The sequence below is a fragment of the Paenibacillus sp. EB106-06-01-XG199 genome (assembly GCF_058791575.1).
Map to the genome: position 1 here is coordinate 454,116 of NZ_JBYTDQ010000002.1, position 16,472 is coordinate 470,587.

At 48.5% G+C, this 16,472-nt stretch carries 14 protein-coding genes; 1 reads left to right on the forward strand and 13 read right to left on the reverse strand.

Annotation, left to right across the window (positions count from 1 at the left end):
* Nucleotides 1-44: 44 nt before the first annotated feature.
* The 11 genes from AC3WT9_RS07970 to AC3WT9_RS08020 form a co-directional block, all read right to left on the reverse strand.
* Entirely contained in the window at nucleotides 45-1,484 is a 1,440-nt protein-coding gene (locus tag AC3WT9_RS07970; RefSeq protein WP_341092553.1) for an SWIM zinc finger family protein, read from the reverse strand.
* A 251-nt stretch (nucleotides 1,485-1,735) separates the two neighbouring features.
* Nucleotides 1,736-2,338 (reverse strand): response regulator, encoded by a 603-nt coding sequence (locus AC3WT9_RS07975; RefSeq protein ID WP_341092552.1) that lies wholly within the window; start codon nucleotides 2,336-2,338, stop codon nucleotides 1,736-1,738.
* Nucleotides 2,338-3,474, reverse strand: coding sequence for a sensor histidine kinase (locus tag AC3WT9_RS07980; protein WP_341097651.1), 1,137 nt, complete (start codon nucleotides 3,472-3,474; stop codon nucleotides 2,338-2,340). Before AC3WT9_RS07980 ends, AC3WT9_RS07975 begins: the two co-directional genes overlap by 1 nt.
* A gap of 162 nt (nucleotides 3,475-3,636) precedes the next feature.
* Entirely contained in the window at nucleotides 3,637-4,701 is a 1,065-nt protein-coding gene (gene desA / locus AC3WT9_RS07985; protein WP_341092550.1) for a Delta(5) desaturase DesA, read from the reverse strand.
* A 133-nt stretch (nucleotides 4,702-4,834) separates the two neighbouring features.
* Nucleotides 4,835-6,022: an MFS transporter gene (locus tag AC3WT9_RS07990; RefSeq protein WP_341092549.1), complete on the reverse strand. Its 1,188-nt coding sequence runs from the start codon at nucleotides 6,020-6,022 to the stop codon at nucleotides 4,835-4,837.
* A gap of 182 nt (nucleotides 6,023-6,204) precedes the next feature.
* Nucleotides 6,205-7,800 carry a response regulator gene (locus AC3WT9_RS07995; RefSeq protein WP_341378358.1) on the reverse strand — a complete coding sequence of 532 codons (1,596 nt, stop codon included), beginning with the start codon at nucleotides 7,798-7,800 and terminating at the stop codon, nucleotides 6,205-6,207.
* Between the two features lie 16 nt (nucleotides 7,801-7,816).
* A complete protein-coding gene (locus AC3WT9_RS08000) occupies nucleotides 7,817-9,163 on the reverse strand; it encodes an ABC transporter substrate-binding protein (RefSeq protein WP_341092546.1) in 1,347 nt (448 codons plus the stop codon).
* Between the two features lie 38 nt (nucleotides 9,164-9,201).
* Nucleotides 9,202-10,926, reverse strand: coding sequence for a cache domain-containing sensor histidine kinase (locus tag AC3WT9_RS08005; RefSeq protein WP_076111355.1), 1,725 nt, complete (start codon nucleotides 10,924-10,926; stop codon nucleotides 9,202-9,204).
* An 85-nt stretch (nucleotides 10,927-11,011) separates the two neighbouring features.
* Nucleotides 11,012-11,875: a carbohydrate ABC transporter permease gene (locus tag AC3WT9_RS08010; RefSeq protein WP_341092543.1), complete on the reverse strand. Its 864-nt coding sequence runs from the start codon at nucleotides 11,873-11,875 to the stop codon at nucleotides 11,012-11,014.
* Nucleotides 11,872-12,825: a carbohydrate ABC transporter permease gene (locus AC3WT9_RS08015; RefSeq protein ID WP_341092541.1), complete on the reverse strand. Its 954-nt coding sequence runs from the start codon at nucleotides 12,823-12,825 to the stop codon at nucleotides 11,872-11,874. The genes AC3WT9_RS08010 and AC3WT9_RS08015 overlap by 4 nt, the downstream gene beginning before the upstream one ends.
* A 145-nt stretch (nucleotides 12,826-12,970) precedes the next feature.
* Nucleotides 12,971-14,332 carry an ABC transporter substrate-binding protein gene (locus AC3WT9_RS08020; RefSeq protein WP_341378356.1) on the reverse strand — a complete coding sequence of 454 codons (1,362 nt, stop codon included), beginning with the start codon at nucleotides 14,330-14,332 and terminating at the stop codon, nucleotides 12,971-12,973.
* Nucleotides 14,333-14,573: 241 nt separating this feature from the next.
* Between AC3WT9_RS08020 and AC3WT9_RS08025 the strand changes: the two genes are divergently transcribed.
* Entirely contained in the window at nucleotides 14,574-14,786 is a 213-nt protein-coding gene (locus AC3WT9_RS08025) for a hypothetical protein (protein ID WP_076111351.1), read from the forward strand.
* A 312-nt stretch (nucleotides 14,787-15,098) separates the two neighbouring features.
* Here the strand turns inward: AC3WT9_RS08025 and AC3WT9_RS08030 are convergent, their stop codons facing one another.
* A complete protein-coding gene (locus AC3WT9_RS08030; RefSeq protein WP_341092538.1) occupies nucleotides 15,099-15,260 on the reverse strand; it encodes a hypothetical protein in 162 nt (53 codons plus the stop codon).
* Between the two features lie 177 nt (nucleotides 15,261-15,437).
* A complete protein-coding gene (locus AC3WT9_RS08035) occupies nucleotides 15,438-16,433 on the reverse strand; it encodes an aldo/keto reductase (RefSeq protein WP_341378354.1) in 996 nt (331 codons plus the stop codon).
* Between the last annotated feature and the right edge of the window lie 39 nt (nucleotides 16,434-16,472).

Consider the following 16,472-nt stretch of genomic DNA (forward strand, 5'->3'; position numbering starts at 1 on the left):
CCCCCTATAGATATATAAATCATGTTTATGATCTCAATGATTGGTCAGTACAATAGCCGGGTTACCGCCTCATCCTTGATTATCGTCAGCGGTTGGGCAGTCAGCCGTCCTGAATCCAAATGATGCTCGAACATCACAAGTATGGCACAGTCCGTCAGTAAGGAAGCTGGCAGAAACGGCAGTAAATCCACCGTCCCCTGAAGCAACGACGGGATATCCTCCAGCACCAGTCTGCTGCCGGATTCATCCGTGATGACATACTGGCCGCTTTCGGTTACCCCAAGACTTGCTGCATGCAGAAGCATCACAGGCGATTTATCACTCAGCGGATTCTTGAGCTGATTCTTTACTTGCTTGAGCACCTCCGCGTAAGAGCGGTGAGCCTTGCTGTAGACCTGCTGCACATCAGCCTCAGTAACAGGTCTCGCTGTTATTTCTTCATATCGGACCCGGGCATTCATCTCCCCGGGGTATTTGTAGAGCAAGGGGATCCGGCCAACTTCAAAGAAGCTGTCTTCTTCCCGCATCAGTTTAGCTGCCTTATAAGGACGATAATATACCGTCCGGTGAATCTCTCCGCTGTTCGTTTCCAGCCAGTAGCCTAGATCGACATATTCCTGACGGGCAAGATCATCGTAGCTGTAGAAAGCTAATTGCAGAAGCTCGACCTCTTCCTTCACCAGCCCGTATTCCTTCAGTTCAGACAACTGCCAGGCATGTCCAAGCCATTCATCAATAGTAGATTCATGATCCAGGGCAAGCTCGGGATCCTCACTCCTCGCGGTCAGATAAGCCCGGCCTTTCTTAATAAAAGCATGAAGCCGTGTCAACTGCTCCATCGCATATGTATAACTCTCTTCACGGTCACGGCCTTCATCCAGCAGCAGCGCGAACCGGCGCAGCTCAATCTGTGCTCCTGACAAATAATAATTGCCAAGCTGCTTCACATGTTCTTTAATCGTCTTCAGCGTTTTGCTGTCAATGGTCGACAATCCGCTGCGGATAAGCGACAGGACCAGCTTCTCCAGCAGATCAAGCCCTTCAAGCTGAGCGTTGATCTTTTTCTTCAGCGCAGATTTATTAACTTTCTTAGGCTTAGCTTCCCCGCCCTCGGCAGCTTGCTTCACCTTGTTCTCTTCACGTTTCTCGGCTTTCTCGCGTTTGGCAGAGATGTCCTCGGGTACATCAGCTATTGTAAAAGGCTGACCCTCGGCATAGGCATACAGCAGGCCCAGCGCATGTTTGCAGGGGAACTGCCGGCTGGGGCAGGTGCAGCGGAACACCGGCTTATCCGGCACAATGAAGTCCGCAGAGCACTCATAAGGCGTTTTGCCACTTCCCGAGCACTGCCCGAACAGCAATTCCCCGTTCTCCGAACGGTTCAACTGCACGAAGCTTTTCTTCTTCACCAGCCCCTGGCCATTCTTCATGGCAGCGGCGTTGGGTGCAAGCGAATCTACATACGATGATGTCAGTTCAGGCAAATCAGTTTCCTCCCCAAATGAGATAACATAATAAATCGAAAGATATCAAGCAAACAATTGGATATATCCTCTATTAACCAACTAACACGGATAAGATCACATGTTTGCATTTATCTTAACAAAAATGGTTTGCTGTTCCAATGGCAATCCCTCATCCGTGGCAAAAATAGTAAAATCGTCCCACCTCTGCAGATGAAATCCCGGAAAATGAGCAAAAAAATAGGGTGACTCCGATAGTCCCCCAGTGATCCTCATTTGAACCAGCCTTTTTCCTTGAACCTAGTAATCGCTTCAATCCGGTTGCCCACATCGAGCTTGTCGAGAATAACCGAAATATAATTGCGGACCGTACCGGTCGTAATGTACAGCTGGCTGGCGATTTCCTTCGTATTTTTGCCATCGGCAATCAGCCCCAGGACTTCCTTCTCCCGTTGGGTCAGAGGATTGGCTTCGCTGCTGTAAGCTTCGTCCATAAGCTCCGGCGCATACATCCGTTTGCCAGCCATAACGCTGCGGATCGAGAGAGCCAGCTCTTCACTGGGGCTGTCTTTCAGCAAATAGGCATTTACGCCAGATTTAACGGCGCGCTCGAAATATCCGGCCCGGGCAAAGGTGGTCAGAATCATGATTTTGCAGCCGGATTGCTTCAACGCCTCTGCCGCCTCAAGTCCGGTCATTGCCGGCATTTCGATATCCATGATGCAGATATCCGGTTTGAGCTGCTGGACCAGCTTTACAGCCTCTTCACCATTAGCTGCCCGGCCCACCACTTTCATATCCTCTTCCAGGTCCAGCAATGAAGCCAGGGCGCCAAGCAGCATGCGCTGATCTTCAGCAATTACAATTTTGATCATCAGTGATTCGCCTCCCGTTCCGTCTGCTGGATGACTGTGGGCACTTTAATGACAATTGTTGTCCCTCCGTCCTTCACAATGTCCAACAAACCGTTTACAAATTCAAGCCTCTCTTGAATTCCCTGCATTCCATGGCCCTTATAAAATAAAGAAGTCCCTTCAATTCCCTTGCCGTTATCCTGTATCTTAACAACCAAATCTAGGCGCGAGGGTTCAATGAGAATTTTGCAAACCGTGGCACCGCTGTGCTTTACCACATTCGTTACAGCTTCCTTAATACACATGCTCAGCACATTTTCCGTAATTAGCGAAGTATTCTTCAGCTTGGGACTGCCTTCCAGCTCGAACTCGATTTCCGCAGCCTGCAGGAGCTGCCGGATCCGCACCAGCTCGTCTTCTAGCCGGATGCCCCTCATCTGTGTAATCATCTCACGGACTTCTTTGAGCGCTGTTCGCGCTGTCTGGCGGACATCGTTAATTTCGACGATAGCCTGCGCCGGATTTTTATTGATCAGCTTGCCGGCCAGATCACTTTTGAGTCCGATGAGCGACAGCTTTTGTCCCAGTGTATCATGCAGATCACGGGAGATCCGCTGGCGTTCCTCCATGATGACGAGTTCAGAGATCCGTTTATGGGCATCCTCCAGCTGGACCTCCAGCTTATCCTGATTGTTGCGGTTATACGTTGTAGCAGGCAGCAGGACCACTGCAATCATACTCACAAGCACAAAGGGGAGCTGGGAGAGGAATACCGGATTGCGTGTAATCAGTTCATAGTTGATGGCGATAATCGTGGTCAGCAGATGAATTGAATACAGCGTAAAGAATCCGACCCGCTTCTGGATATTCCCGATAAAAAAAGCCAGAAACAACGCAAAATACATATAACCGAACAGCAAGGTCATCGTTATCGAAACAATAATCTGCACACTTGTCCAGAAGTAGACCACCCAGCCCGTTGATTTGAAGGCCAGGACATAACAGGCAAAAAATACAATGATCATGAGAATTCCGTATACCCACCGGTCCACGGAGGACGAGCGAAAGATAAAATAGAAGGGAAGAATGTAAAAAATGACCCATACATAAGGGCTCAGACCTGTACTTTTATGGAATATATGGTGCCACTTCTGCATGTTAGCCATCCTTTTTGCCAGCAATATTGTACCTCCATTTTAGCATAAACTTTGCAGTAACCGGCAACCCACAACAAAAAAGAGAAAGCTCAGCACCGGTCAGCGTTCAGCGGTTCTGGCTTCCTCTCCTGTTACAGTGTCATTTTTAAGATATGGATGGCGCTATTCGCCTTGAAGTCCGGGTTTGCGTACCTTTAACGCTTCCACTGCCGGCTTCGGCTCCCGCAGTCTTGCTTTGATCTCCTTAAAGCCTACAAATCTTCTATTCTCTTCGTCCCACAGACGGAAATGAAGAGCCTTCAAACTGCTGCCAATTGTGATCGTTGTCGCTTTTTGCAGCGGCGGAGTGGCATTATGGGCCAGCTCCAGATTATAATTCGGCACCTTCGGACTTAAATGATGGACATGGTGAAACCCGATATTTCCGGTGATCCACTGTAAAAGTCTCGGCAGTTTGTAGTAAGAGCTGCCTTCTACTGCGGCACTTACATAACTCCATTCGTCCTCATGCTCAAAATACGAATCCTCGAACTGGTGCTGTACATAAAATAACCAGATGCCGAGGAAGCCGGAGACAAATACGATCGGCAGCTGTACCAGCAGAAATGCCTGCCAGCCGATGGCCAAAATCAAACCACTATAAAGCGCTGCGATCAAAATGTTAGTCAGGTAAGTATTCAGCCGTTCCTTGCGTCTTGCCCCTTTGGCATTAAAACGGTATTGGATCAGGAAAACGACGATAGGTCCAGCTACAAACATCACCAGCGGGTTGCGGTAAATCCGGTAATATAAACGTTTCAAAGGCTTGGCAGCCTCATATTCTTCAACTGTCATAATCCAGATATCGCCGATGCCTCTTTTCTCAAGATTGCTGCTTCCGGCGTGATGGATGGAATGACTGTGTTTCCACTGGCGATAAGGCACCAGGGTTAATACTCCCGTGATCGTGCCTATGATATCGTTGGCTTTACGGCTTTTGAAGAACGAACCGTGGCAGCAGTCATGAAAAATAATAAAGGTCCGGATCACAAACCCCGCTGCCGGAATCGCAAACAGGAGGGTAAGCCAGTAGGAGACAGACAGGCTGAAATATGCAGCCGCCCATAACAGGACAAGCGGTCCAAGTGTATTAATAAGCTGCCTTACGCTTGTTTTGCGGTCTGTTTTCTCGTAGGGAGCCACACTTTTTTTCAAACTGGAAAGCTGGGACGTCTGTTTCGTAGTCATCGTGTTTGTTTCCTCCTCGGATGTGTCCGGTTCCGGTCACATTCATCTAACTTCATTATAGAGAAGGAAGTGTCATCCCCGTAAGTCATAAATATCAAGGAGGGAGTATGACAAATGTCATACCCTCCTCAAATTAAGCTAACTTTCTAATCCGTAGCAGCGGGAGCAAAATCAGCGTACCCATCAAGAACAGCACACCGCTCCCAGTGAAAACAGCGAACAGCGAGAATACTCCCTTCAGATATCCGGCCATGGACATGCCGATGACCATAAATCCCATAAACATCGGTCCCATAATTCCGCCTACCCGGCCCATATAGGCAGTCTCCGTATTTTGCAGAATCAGTGTGTTGATGCCGATATGAACACAAGGATAAAAGAAGCCAGTCAACGCTTGAAGCAATATTGCGAGCAACACATTATGCGCCGATCCCATACCGATGGTCCCTGCGGCACTCATGAGCAGCCCTGCTGCCAGCAGTATTTGCGGCTTTACTTTTTTGCCGATTCCTATAACAAGCGTCCCGCCCAGCATCATTGCGGCTCCGTTAACCACCATCATCCATTGCAGGAAGCTGCTGTCCTTACCCAGATTCTCAATCATCACAAATACACCCAGAGGCTGAACAAGCCCTGCTCCCAGCCCGGCAAATGCAAACGAGATTCCCAAATTTCTCAAAACCGCGCTGGAGCGCACATAATGCAGGCCTGCTTTTATTTCCGTGGCAATCCCCTTACGCTCACTGGCTGTCTCATCCGGCATATCCTTAGGCAGCAGCCCCAGAACCAGCGCCGAACCGATAAACATGACTCCCATGATCGCAAGTGAAGTTTCAATACCATAGTGTTCATATATAAAAGCACCGATCATTGGGCCAATCACCATAAAAAAAGCGGTCAGCGACTGGAAGACGGCCATCACACCCTGTAGCTGTTCTTCGGGAACATGCTGCTTAAACAGCTTCATTGCGGAAGGCTGAGAGAATTGTGACAGCACCGCCGAGACAAAGGTAGCCAGCAGCAAGGCTCTCCATGATCCCATTAAGACTACAAGAAGCACTGCAAACACCGATAATGCGGATAACCCGTCGCTCAGAATCATCGTTTTCTTCGGACGCCACCGGTCCGCAAACGTACCACCGATCAATGCAAATAAAAAAATAGGTGCAAATTCAGCTACAGAAATCAGCGATACGTAAAACGGATCATTGCCCGTTATCTCCGTCACATACAAGAGTATCGCGAAATTGCGCACCCACACTCCAAGCTGAAGCAGCACTCTGGATGCAATAATTGTTCGTACAACCTTATTACCTAACACTAGGTTCCCCTCCATAAAAATAAACATAAAATTATAAACGCCGAGAGCTCTCGTTTATAAATATATAGACGTTTTGTATTTTTGTCTATATTTAATTAGATATTTATCTAATCTATCTATTAAAGGCGCAAAAAAAGCGCACAGAGAGATCTGTGCACTTTCCGGAAACTACCTCCAAGCTACTATGCCTGCTTCGTATAATCCTCGCGGTACTCTGTCGGCGTCTTGCCGGTCGCTTTCTTAAACACCTGCGTAAAATAACGGGGGTCCTGATAGCCGACGAGCGGAGCTACCTGGTAGACCTTCACATTGCTGTTCTGCAAAATATATTTGGCCTTTTCCATCCGGCAGCTGGTAACGAATTCAAGAAAGGTGTAACCGGATATTTGCTTAAATAAAGTGCAGAAATGGCTAATGCTTAAACCGGCTACCTCCGACAGCTCTTCAATACTGAGATCTTTATGATAATTGTCTTCAATATAACGTTTGGCTTTCTCAACAACGCTGCGTCCGTCTTCACGGGCCATCACTTTGTTGCTCTCCAGCATCCACTCACGGAATTCCTGCTTCAGCACGTTAATCATTGCCGTCAGGGTTCCCAGGCCGTGCAGCTTGCCAAGCAGCCTCTCCAGCGACCAGTCCGGCTGCATGTTCAGGTTCTCAAATTGCCTGTACAGCACAACAACCATCTCGATGATCATCCGTTCGGCCAGCTCCTTGGAAAGCGCCTGTGCTTCAATAAAGATGGCCATTTCATCGAACAGAACCAGCATCCGCTCCACGTTCAGCGTGCGGATGCTTTCGATCAGCGAAACCTCAAGCTCCTTCGGATACTTGACGTCCCTGCCGCCTATATCCGGTGTCTCCTCTTCAATAAACACGCCTGCCTGACCGGAATAGAAGCGCTGGAACAGCGCCTTGGCTGCAAGCGGATATACGGTGCTCAATTGATCGATCCCCTGCGTGCTGCGGCTAATCCCTACCGAGCAGGCCAGCTTGGAGTACCTTTTAATATCAGCAACCAACTTCTCGCCAAGCTCTCTTTTGCCTTCCCCGAGCCTTCCCGGAAAGAGCAGCACCCATTCTCCATTGTAGAACGGGAACACAGAAAGCGCGCCATTGTCCATTGACCACTCTTCAAGGATATTGCGGATTGCGAACAGCCAGAGATGTTTCTCCTCCGCGCTCCATCTTGCAGCAAGGGCCGCATAGTCGTCAAGCCTGACGACAGCCATGAAATATTCGCCCTCCAGCTCGCTGTTCTCCAGCCATTTTAAATGCTGCAAAGGCCGTGAATTGCCGAGCGTGAACTCTGCAAACATCCGCTCCCTTGCGAGCGTCGACAGCATTTGTACAGAGAGCATCAACTGCTCGTTCTCCTTCTGTTTATCCAGTTTCATCTTCGCCCGGGTCAGCATCTCAGTTAATTCATCATGATCAATCGGCTTCAGCAAATAATCAAATGCCCCGAGCCGCAGCGCATCACGCGCATATTCGAACTCCCCATAGCCACTGATAAAAATAAAGATCAGCTTGGAGCTGCGGGGCAGCACCTCTTTCATCAGGGCAATACCATCGATAACAGGCATTCGTATATCACTGATGATGATCTGCGGGGCTTTCTCTTCAATCATCCGCAACGCCACTTCACCATTCCTGGCCTCTCCCGCAATCTCAAGTCCCAGCTCATCCCAGGGAATCGCCACCTTCAAGCTTCGCAGAATAATCGGCTCATCATCCACTAGCAGCACTTTGTATTTCTCTTGCCGTGCAGTCATTTCCGGCACCCCCAGCTTATTGAACTGTAGAACTTTGTATCAGATTCCAGTATTGTTCCGAAGCGGATTGCAGCTGCGCGAGCGCCTCGTCAGCCTGCATCCCTCCGCCGATCATCTCCTCGATGACACTGAGGAAGGTCTTCTTCACTTCTGGAGACAGCAGGTTGTCGTACGGAACAAAGCTCTGGTGATTACCCTCCATCATAGCCATTACCTGAGCGAATACCGGTCCTGTCTTATCCGGATCAATGGTGATCCGCATCGAAGGTATTCTTAATCCCTCATACACAATCTGTGTCTGAATCTCTTTTGTATAGAATGCTTTCATCAGCTCCAGCGCCGCTTCCCGCTTACTTCCGCTCAGGCTGGAGGAGAGTCCGATTCCTATCGTATAACCTCCCGCGATGGACGGTTCTGTCCCTTGGTTCAGAGCGGGAAAAGGAATCACTCCTACCTGATTCTGAAAATCTGCCGGAGCCGTGTCTCCCGAGAACAGATTAATATCCCAGTTACCGTTCAAATACATCGCAGCCTTGCCGCTTGTAAATAAACGGACCGCATTCTCCGTCGACAAATCATTGGATTTGGCGCTGAATGCCTCCTCCTCAATCCACTGCTCCAGATGCTGAAAAGCCTGGGAATACAAATTATTCTGAAAGGTACTCCCGTCCTCCCCGGTAACCAGCTTCTGAATCAGCTCCGGTCCGGCATACCGGTCCATTAAATAATGGGCGAATATCCCGGCAGGCCAGCGGTCTTCATTGCCGAGAGCAAATGGGATGTACCCTGCTTTCTTCAACGTCTTAATCGCAACATCCAGTTCAGCAACCGTCCCGGGAATTTTGATGCCCAGCTTGCTGAACAGCGTTTTGTTGAAATAAAGCGGCTCGGCATTTCCCTCAATCGGCAATCCGTAGATATGCTGGTTGAAGGTCCATAGATGCAGATCACTGAATTGGCCCTTCAGCCCGTTCTCCTGCACAAAATCAGTCAGATCCATCAACCGGTTGGAGCGGACATACGGCTCAATCTCCGCACCGCCGAACAACACGAACATATCCGGCGGTGTACCCGTGACCATCTCGTTTTTCAGCTTCTGCTCACGGTGAATCGTCTGGTCGAGTCCCTCGAAATTCACTTTGACGTTGGGATGTTCCTTCTGATATTCCTGAACGACCTCTTCATATATTGCAAGCAGCGGCTTGTCATGCTCCTTGATCCAGAAATGGCGGAAGGTCAGCGTAATCTTCTCTGGTGAGTTATCTTCAATCGGCTCTCTGTTGCCAAAATTTATAAATAATACCGCTCCGGCCATAAGCAGGATATAGAGCAGTATCCAGCCCCATTTCATCACCCATTTCACAGCTCCTCGCCCCTCTTTCATCCCGTTTTCGCTTATTTTCATGGCTGGATTTTGGGAATACGGATACAGATTGTCGAACCGAATCCTGGGGACGAACAAACGAGGATACCATAAGGATTGCCGAAACGGATGTTTAGGCGCTCATGCACATTCTTCAGGCCTACGCCGCTGTCGCTGTACTTCTTCGGATTGCTGTGCTCTGTATTCCATAGGCTCATCAGTGTGGCCAGATCGAAGCCCGGACCATTATCCTTGACGATGATAATAATATCCTTACCTGTCTCTTGTGCACCGATGGTGATCACCCCATGCTCTTCCATCTGCTCAATGGCATGATATAGCGCGTTTTCCACTATCGGCTGAACAATCAGCTTCTGTGTCATCACATTTCTGAGGGTATCGGGCAAGTCAATGGCGTAAGAGAATTTGTCTTCAAAACGGAATTTCTGAATATCCAGATAGTGGCGGACATGCTCAAACTCCATTTGCAGCGGAATCAGCTCCTGGTTCTGGCTGATGCTGATCCGCAGCAGCCTGCCGAGAGAAATGACCATTTTGCTGATGTCCCTGTTCCCCGCCAGCACCGCCATAGAGTTGATGGATTCCAGTGAATTATAAATAAAATGCGGATTAATCTGCGCCATCAATGCCTGCATTTCCGCTTCCTTTTTGCGGCCCTGCTCGGTTTGAACCTGCTCGATGAGTTCGCTGATCTGCGAGCTCATCCGGTTAAAGCCGTCAATCAAGAGATCGCTTTCATCATCTGAGCGCAAAGGTGTCGTAATCGGAGTAAAGATTCCTTGCTTGACCCGCTTCATACCGTTGACCGCGCTGTTAATGCTGCGCACAAGCCTTCGGATGAAATAGCGGTCAAACAAAAAGGCGGACAGCAGCGATACCGTGGATAGAATGATGGCAAGATTGCGAATAGAGTCCGATTCCGAGGAAATCAGATTCATGGGAGTGATGGCCACCAAATTCCAGTCCAAATTATGAGAAGGAAGGAAAGTAATCAGTGATTTCTCTCCTTGATAATTGTCAATGTAATAATCCTGAGCCTGGGCGTAACCTTCCTGCAGAAATGGAAAATGGGTTTGTTGCCCGATATGCTCACCGGATTTGTTAAAGACGATATTCCCCTGCTTGTTGACCAGCAGAATATCCCCTTTCTTCAGTGTTGCAGCTTCCCAGAAAATTTGGTCAAGCAAATCCGGCTTAACGTAAACGACCAGATAACCGATATCCTCCAGGGAATATGAATCCTTGATAATTCTGGACTGCACCAGTACCGGATTGCCGGTAGCTTCCGAACCATTCTCTCCGGGTCCCGACCATACCGGCCGGCCCTCCGCTTCCTCCATCGCGCGGTACCAGTTCTGATGGCGCATCTCATTGAAGGGCATCGGGGCGTTGTACTGATAGATCAGGCGATCCTTGCCGTAAAGACTGAAAGAAGTGATCATCGGATGATTGATCAGCAGGTTGTTAATGTCCTGCTTAATGTCGTAGGTCAGTACAAAATTCGGCTGTTTGAGCGTTTCCTGAATTTTAGGCGAAATAATAGCCGAATTTGTAATGTATGAGATTTCGCTGAGTGCAAACTTAAGCTTGCGGTCTGTCTCCAAAAGTGAAATCCAGTAAAAATTGCTTGATTTCTTCTCCATGGCACTGGAAAAATTCGCATACGTAACAATCCCCATCACGATCACGGGAATGAACACGAGAAGAATAATAGCGAACAAGATTTTGCGGCGGAGCTTCATATGCCTTTCCCTTCCTCCTGCTGTCTCTGCCCATTATTATTCTTCACGGTACTCCCTATTTCCTTGTTTAACATTAAAAACCAGTTTAGCTTTTGATTGCGCCTGAGGTCAGACCGGCAATTACCCAACGGCTGAAGAACAGGAAGACGATGAGCAGCGGAAGTGTGGCCGTAAAAGTTGCTGACATAATCATCCCATAGTCAAGACCATCACGTGCGCTGAACAACTGCTGCAGCGCGATCTGAATGGTAAAATGCTCTTTATTCTTCAGGACGACGAGCGGCCAGAAGAAGTCATTCCATACCGTCATAAAGTTAAGTATGCCAAGTGTAGCCATTGCCGGAGTAATGACAGGAACAGCAATTTTCCAGAAGATCCGGAAATGTCCGCCTCCATCAATCCGTCCGGCTTCGATTAGTTCGGTAGGCACCGCAGAGGAGATATACTGGCGCATCCAGAAGATCCCGAAGGCATTGACCATCGCAGGCACAATAAGCGCCTTGAAGCTGTCGATCCAGTGCAGTTTGGACATAATAACATAAGTCGGAATTACACCCAGCTGCTGTGGAACAATTAGCGTGGCGATGACGAACACAAATAGCATGTTCTTGAGCGGAAACTCATATTTGGCAAATGCATAGCCGGCCAGGGTACAAAAGAACACAACCGAAATCGTGACCATGGTCGAGACGAACAGCGAGTTGCCGAGTGCCAGGAAGATATCCGACCGTTCCAGCACTCTGCTAAAGTTGTCGAAGAACTGGTCACCAATGGTTAACAAAGGTGGCTTATGGAACACGGCCCCCTTGTCATTGGTTCCTACAACAAACATCCAATAGAACGGAAAGACAGAGATTAATGCTCCGAGAATGAGCAGGAAATAAAACCCCAACTTGCCGAAGAAACCGAGGTCATCCGGTTTTTTTCTGAAAATTCGCAATGTGCTCACGCTTTTCTCCTCCTAGACTCTCCGCCTGTGCCTCTGGTAATTAGCATATTAAGGATGGAGAATAGAATAGTGACGAGGAACAGCATAACCGCCGTAGCCGCCGCCGTACCGAAGAATCCGTTGCGGAATGCTTCGCTGTATAAATAAGTAACCATTGTAATCCCTTCCTGGCGGGTTGATCCGGTACCGGATTGGCCCAAGAATACATATGGCTCTGTGAAGAGCTGCAGCGCACCAATCGTGGATTGGAGGGATACGAAAATAATAAACGGCTTGAGGAGCGGCAGCGTGATGGAAAACAGCTGCTGTCTTCTGTTCGCACCGTCAATCCGCGCGGACTCGTACAGATCCATCGGTATGCTCTGCAGGCCAGACAGGAAGATGATCGCGTTGTAGCCCGTCCAGCGCCACATAACCATGGTGGAAATGGCAATCTTTACGCCCCACCAGCCGGAGTTGAAGGCCATGCTGTCCAGTCCAAGCCCGTTCAGCATCCAGTTGATCATCCCGTTGTTGCCGAACAAGGTGCTGAATACAAGCGTAACAGCCACAATCGACGTAATGTTCGGCATGAAATACAGAATACGGAAGGTTTTCTTAAACCGCGTCATTCCTGAATGCAGCAGCACTGCGAGCAGCAGCGCCAGAAACACCTGCGGCAGCGTGCCCATCAGGCCCATAATCAGCGTATTGCTGAAGGAAATCCAAAAGGTCGGGTCGCTTGTGACCAGATCGTAATTCTTCATCCCGACGAATTTCATCGGATTGAGTGCGTCCCACTTAAAGAAAGATAAATAAAACGTAAAGAAAATCGGGTACAGTCCAAATATCGAGAACAGAATAAAGAACGGAGAAATAAATGTATAAGCAGTGATGCGGCTCCGTCTTTGTTCAGTTAAAAAAGGGCGTCTGCTCTCGGCATGTGGACTCGTTATTACGGGTTCAGCCATGTCACACCTCCAGGGAATATAGCAAAAACTCCGATAGGAGTCTTGATCGTTGATTACATCTTCCTATTTCACTAAAACCGGACTCACAGAGGGTGCGGCTCTCCATGAATCCGGCATTACAGGCATCATTTCCTAATTGACACGCTTAACTGCGTTCCTCCAGGGTTTTCGCTTGTTTAACTGCTTCATCCCACTCTTTGGCAGGATCGGCTTTCTTCTCAATTACGTTTTTCAGCGCGTTCTTGAAGAAGGTATCGGTTTGGTCATGCAGCGGTCCGTAGTATACCGGTTTAACACGGTTAGCCGCCTTACCAAATTCAACTGCGATTTGTTGGCCGCCGAAGAAGTCATCTTTGAAATCTACGAATGCCGGATCTTCATACAGTGCAGGAATGGAAGGCATCAGGCCCTTAGCTTTGAACGATTCGAGCTGATTGTCCTTGTTAACGAGCCATTGAATGAAATCATAAGCTTCCTTCGGATGTTTGCCTTCCTTAGGAAGGGTGATGAACGAACCTCCCCAGTTTCCGGCACCTTCCGGCAGCTGAGCAATTTTCCATTTACCGGCAGAATCAGGAGCGTTGGTCTTAATATAGCCGGCCATCCATGCAGGACCCATAACTACGGCGAACGATCCGTCGGTCATGCCTTGACCCCACTCAGGTGACCACAGCAGCATATTGCTGATCCAGCCTTCCTGAATGCCTTTAACGGTGAAGTCGTAAGCTTTTTTCACTTGCGGATTGGTATCTCCGATAAATTTGCCGTCAGCTTTGCTGAAGTAGATTTCATCAGGAGATTGGTCGCGGAGTGCGTTATACGTCAGATCTGTTAAGTCAGAGAAGTATTTACCAGTTTTGTCCTTGTAGGCTTTCGCCACAGTAGCTAGCTTATCCCATGAGTCAATAGCAGCACTGAACCCCTCCGGATCGCTTGGCAGTCCCGCTGCTTCAGCTAAATCCGTGCGGTAGTAAACAACGGTAGGACCGATATCTGTTGGAAGTCCGAGCTGGAAGCTGCCGTCAACAGAGGAGGCTTGCTTCCATTTCCAGTCGAGATAATTGGCTTGAATATCTTTTGCTCCCAGATCATTCAGGTTGTAGAATTTATCCTGAGCACCCAGGAAACGTTCCATGAAACCGATTTCAAGTTGGAAAATATCAGGCGCTCCCGAATTCGCCGACAACGCAGTTGTCAGATTGTTGTGATGTGCAGTCTGGTCACCGGTGTTCTGAATTTTGATTGTAACGTTCGGATGTTCCTTGGTATATTCTTTCGCCAGCTCTTCATAGTTAACACTGCCAAGTGTCCAGAATGATAGCTCAACCTTCTCAGCCGGTTCCGTTTTATCTCCTTCGGTTGCCGGTGCATCTGTACTTTTAACGGTGTTACCTGCATTATTTTTCGCAGTGTTGTTTTCAGCGTTGTTGTTACCTCCGCATGCTGCCAGTGAACCAACGAGCATGATTGAAGCAAGCGTCAACGCCAGATTCTTTGCTTTTTTCATTCCTCTGTACCCCTCTCAAAGGTTTCTCTTACAAGTCTTAGTGTACAGTAGGAGAAATCTTTTTTTGAGGAGGCAAACTTCCGATTTGAGGTGGAAATATTTACGATATGGTAAATTCCGGTTCTAATACACCCACTTTAACAGCCGCCTTCCGATTGGAACCATTGGATTTCTATCTTCTGCACAGGTATACTGGTTTTATTTCAAGCAATTATTCCCCCATCAAAGGAGAGTACCTTTTATGCCCATCAACCGCCCTTTACTGACAGACAGTGATTTACAGGAAGCCGTTGACCGCAAGCTGCCTGTGCGCGTCTTTCAGGACGATCATCTGGTGAATTCCGGAGCGACGGTTGTCCGCTTTACAGATTCGGATGTTGTCATCCAGTCGCGGGTCAGCGATTTAACCTACTATTCCCGGCGGAGCTGCCAATTTTTTGAGGTCAGACCCTAGCTCAAATATTTTGAGAATGGAGAGGATAGTCCTTCAGCAACACCAGCAATGGAGTTTCTCACGGAATTATCGACTTTTATGTCCCACAACTTGCTGAATATCATTCCTACCTGCAAAAAAGCTTTTAATGAAACGCGCAAATATGAGTCCGAAAGGATGCATACGAAGCTGTACTCAAACAGCGAAGGAGATTTCACGGAGATTGCGCAGACCCCAATATCCGTAAAATTCAAAGAAGCCGGACAAAGACCCTCTCAGGAGGATTTTTGTCCGGCTTCTCTCATTGTCATCACTCTGTTATAAACTTCCTAATTATCTCTTCATCTCGTTCGTTGATGTCTTCAGCTTTTCGTTCAGGATATCCTGAAAGCTGCGTGTTTTGTCATCAGAGTTGGATGATTTGGCTTCGACCACGGGTTGAGGTCTAAAATACTGATGATTGAAAGCCATAAGATTATGTACCGTCATACTCATAAAGTTCAACCTCCTTCCGTAATCTATACCTCAGTTTGCGTGGTTGCGCATTTTCTTATCTCTTATTTAACCCGTCATTTCCAACTCTAAACAGTTTTTTTGCACTTTCAGGAAAAAAAATAACCTCCGCGCCGATAATCCGGCCGGAGGTTATAATCCTTTTTCATATCGAATGTCTTATTTCAAGGCTGCCCATGAGGCTTCATTCAGCTGCTCCAGCTCATCCCTATCAAGCTTGAACCTCATGGCCCCGATGTTCTCTTCCGCATGCCGGACTTTGGAAGCGCCTGGAATGGCGACCACTGTGTCCCCGTGAATATGCATGAGCCAGTTCAGGGCAATCTGGCCCGGTGTCACTCCGTATTTCTTGGCCAAAACTGATAATAGATCAATCAGCGGCTTGCTGCGGGCCAGGCTCTTCTCATCCAGACCGGATTGCATCCGCCGCATCCTCGAAACTGCACGGATCTGTGAAGGATCCCTATGGAAACGTCCGGTCAGAATCCCCTGCTGCAGCGGAGAGTATGCAATGATTGAAATGCCCAGCTCCTTCGCCGCTTCCATTGTTCCATTCTCGTCAATCTTCCGGCGCAGCAAATTATATTTCACTTGGTTCGAGACCAGAGTCAGACCATACTGCTGCAATATCCTGTGCGCTTCAACCATCTGTTGGGCCGAATAGTTGCTGACTCCTGCATAACGGATTTTACCATCCTTGACCAGACCGGCCATCGCTTTCATTTCACTGGCTATTGAGGACAGGGAAAACGGTTGGTGAATCTGGTACAGATCGATGCTTCGCCCGCCCAGACAGGTGAGCCGTTCATCAATCGTAGAGGTAATAGATTTCGCTGTGCGGAGCATCGGCCACCATTTGGTGGCGATCAGCGGCTGGGCATGGAGACTGCTCTCCTGCTGCAATTGATCCAGCGCATGGGCAAGCGCTTCTTCTGATTTGCCGCCGCCGTAGATCTCTGCGGTATCGACCCAGTTCATGCCGCCTTCCAGACTGACACGCACGATATCCAGAATATCTTCATCCTTAAGATTACTCCAGTACCTTCCTACGATTCCGCTTCCCCGGCTGAACTGCCAGCAGCCCAGCCCGAGCGGTGAAACGGATAACGATGATTGGCCTAAGGGGCGTAAAGTTACTGCTGTTGTCTCTGTCACCAAGTTTCATCCTTCTTTCAGAACCAGGATAATAAAAAT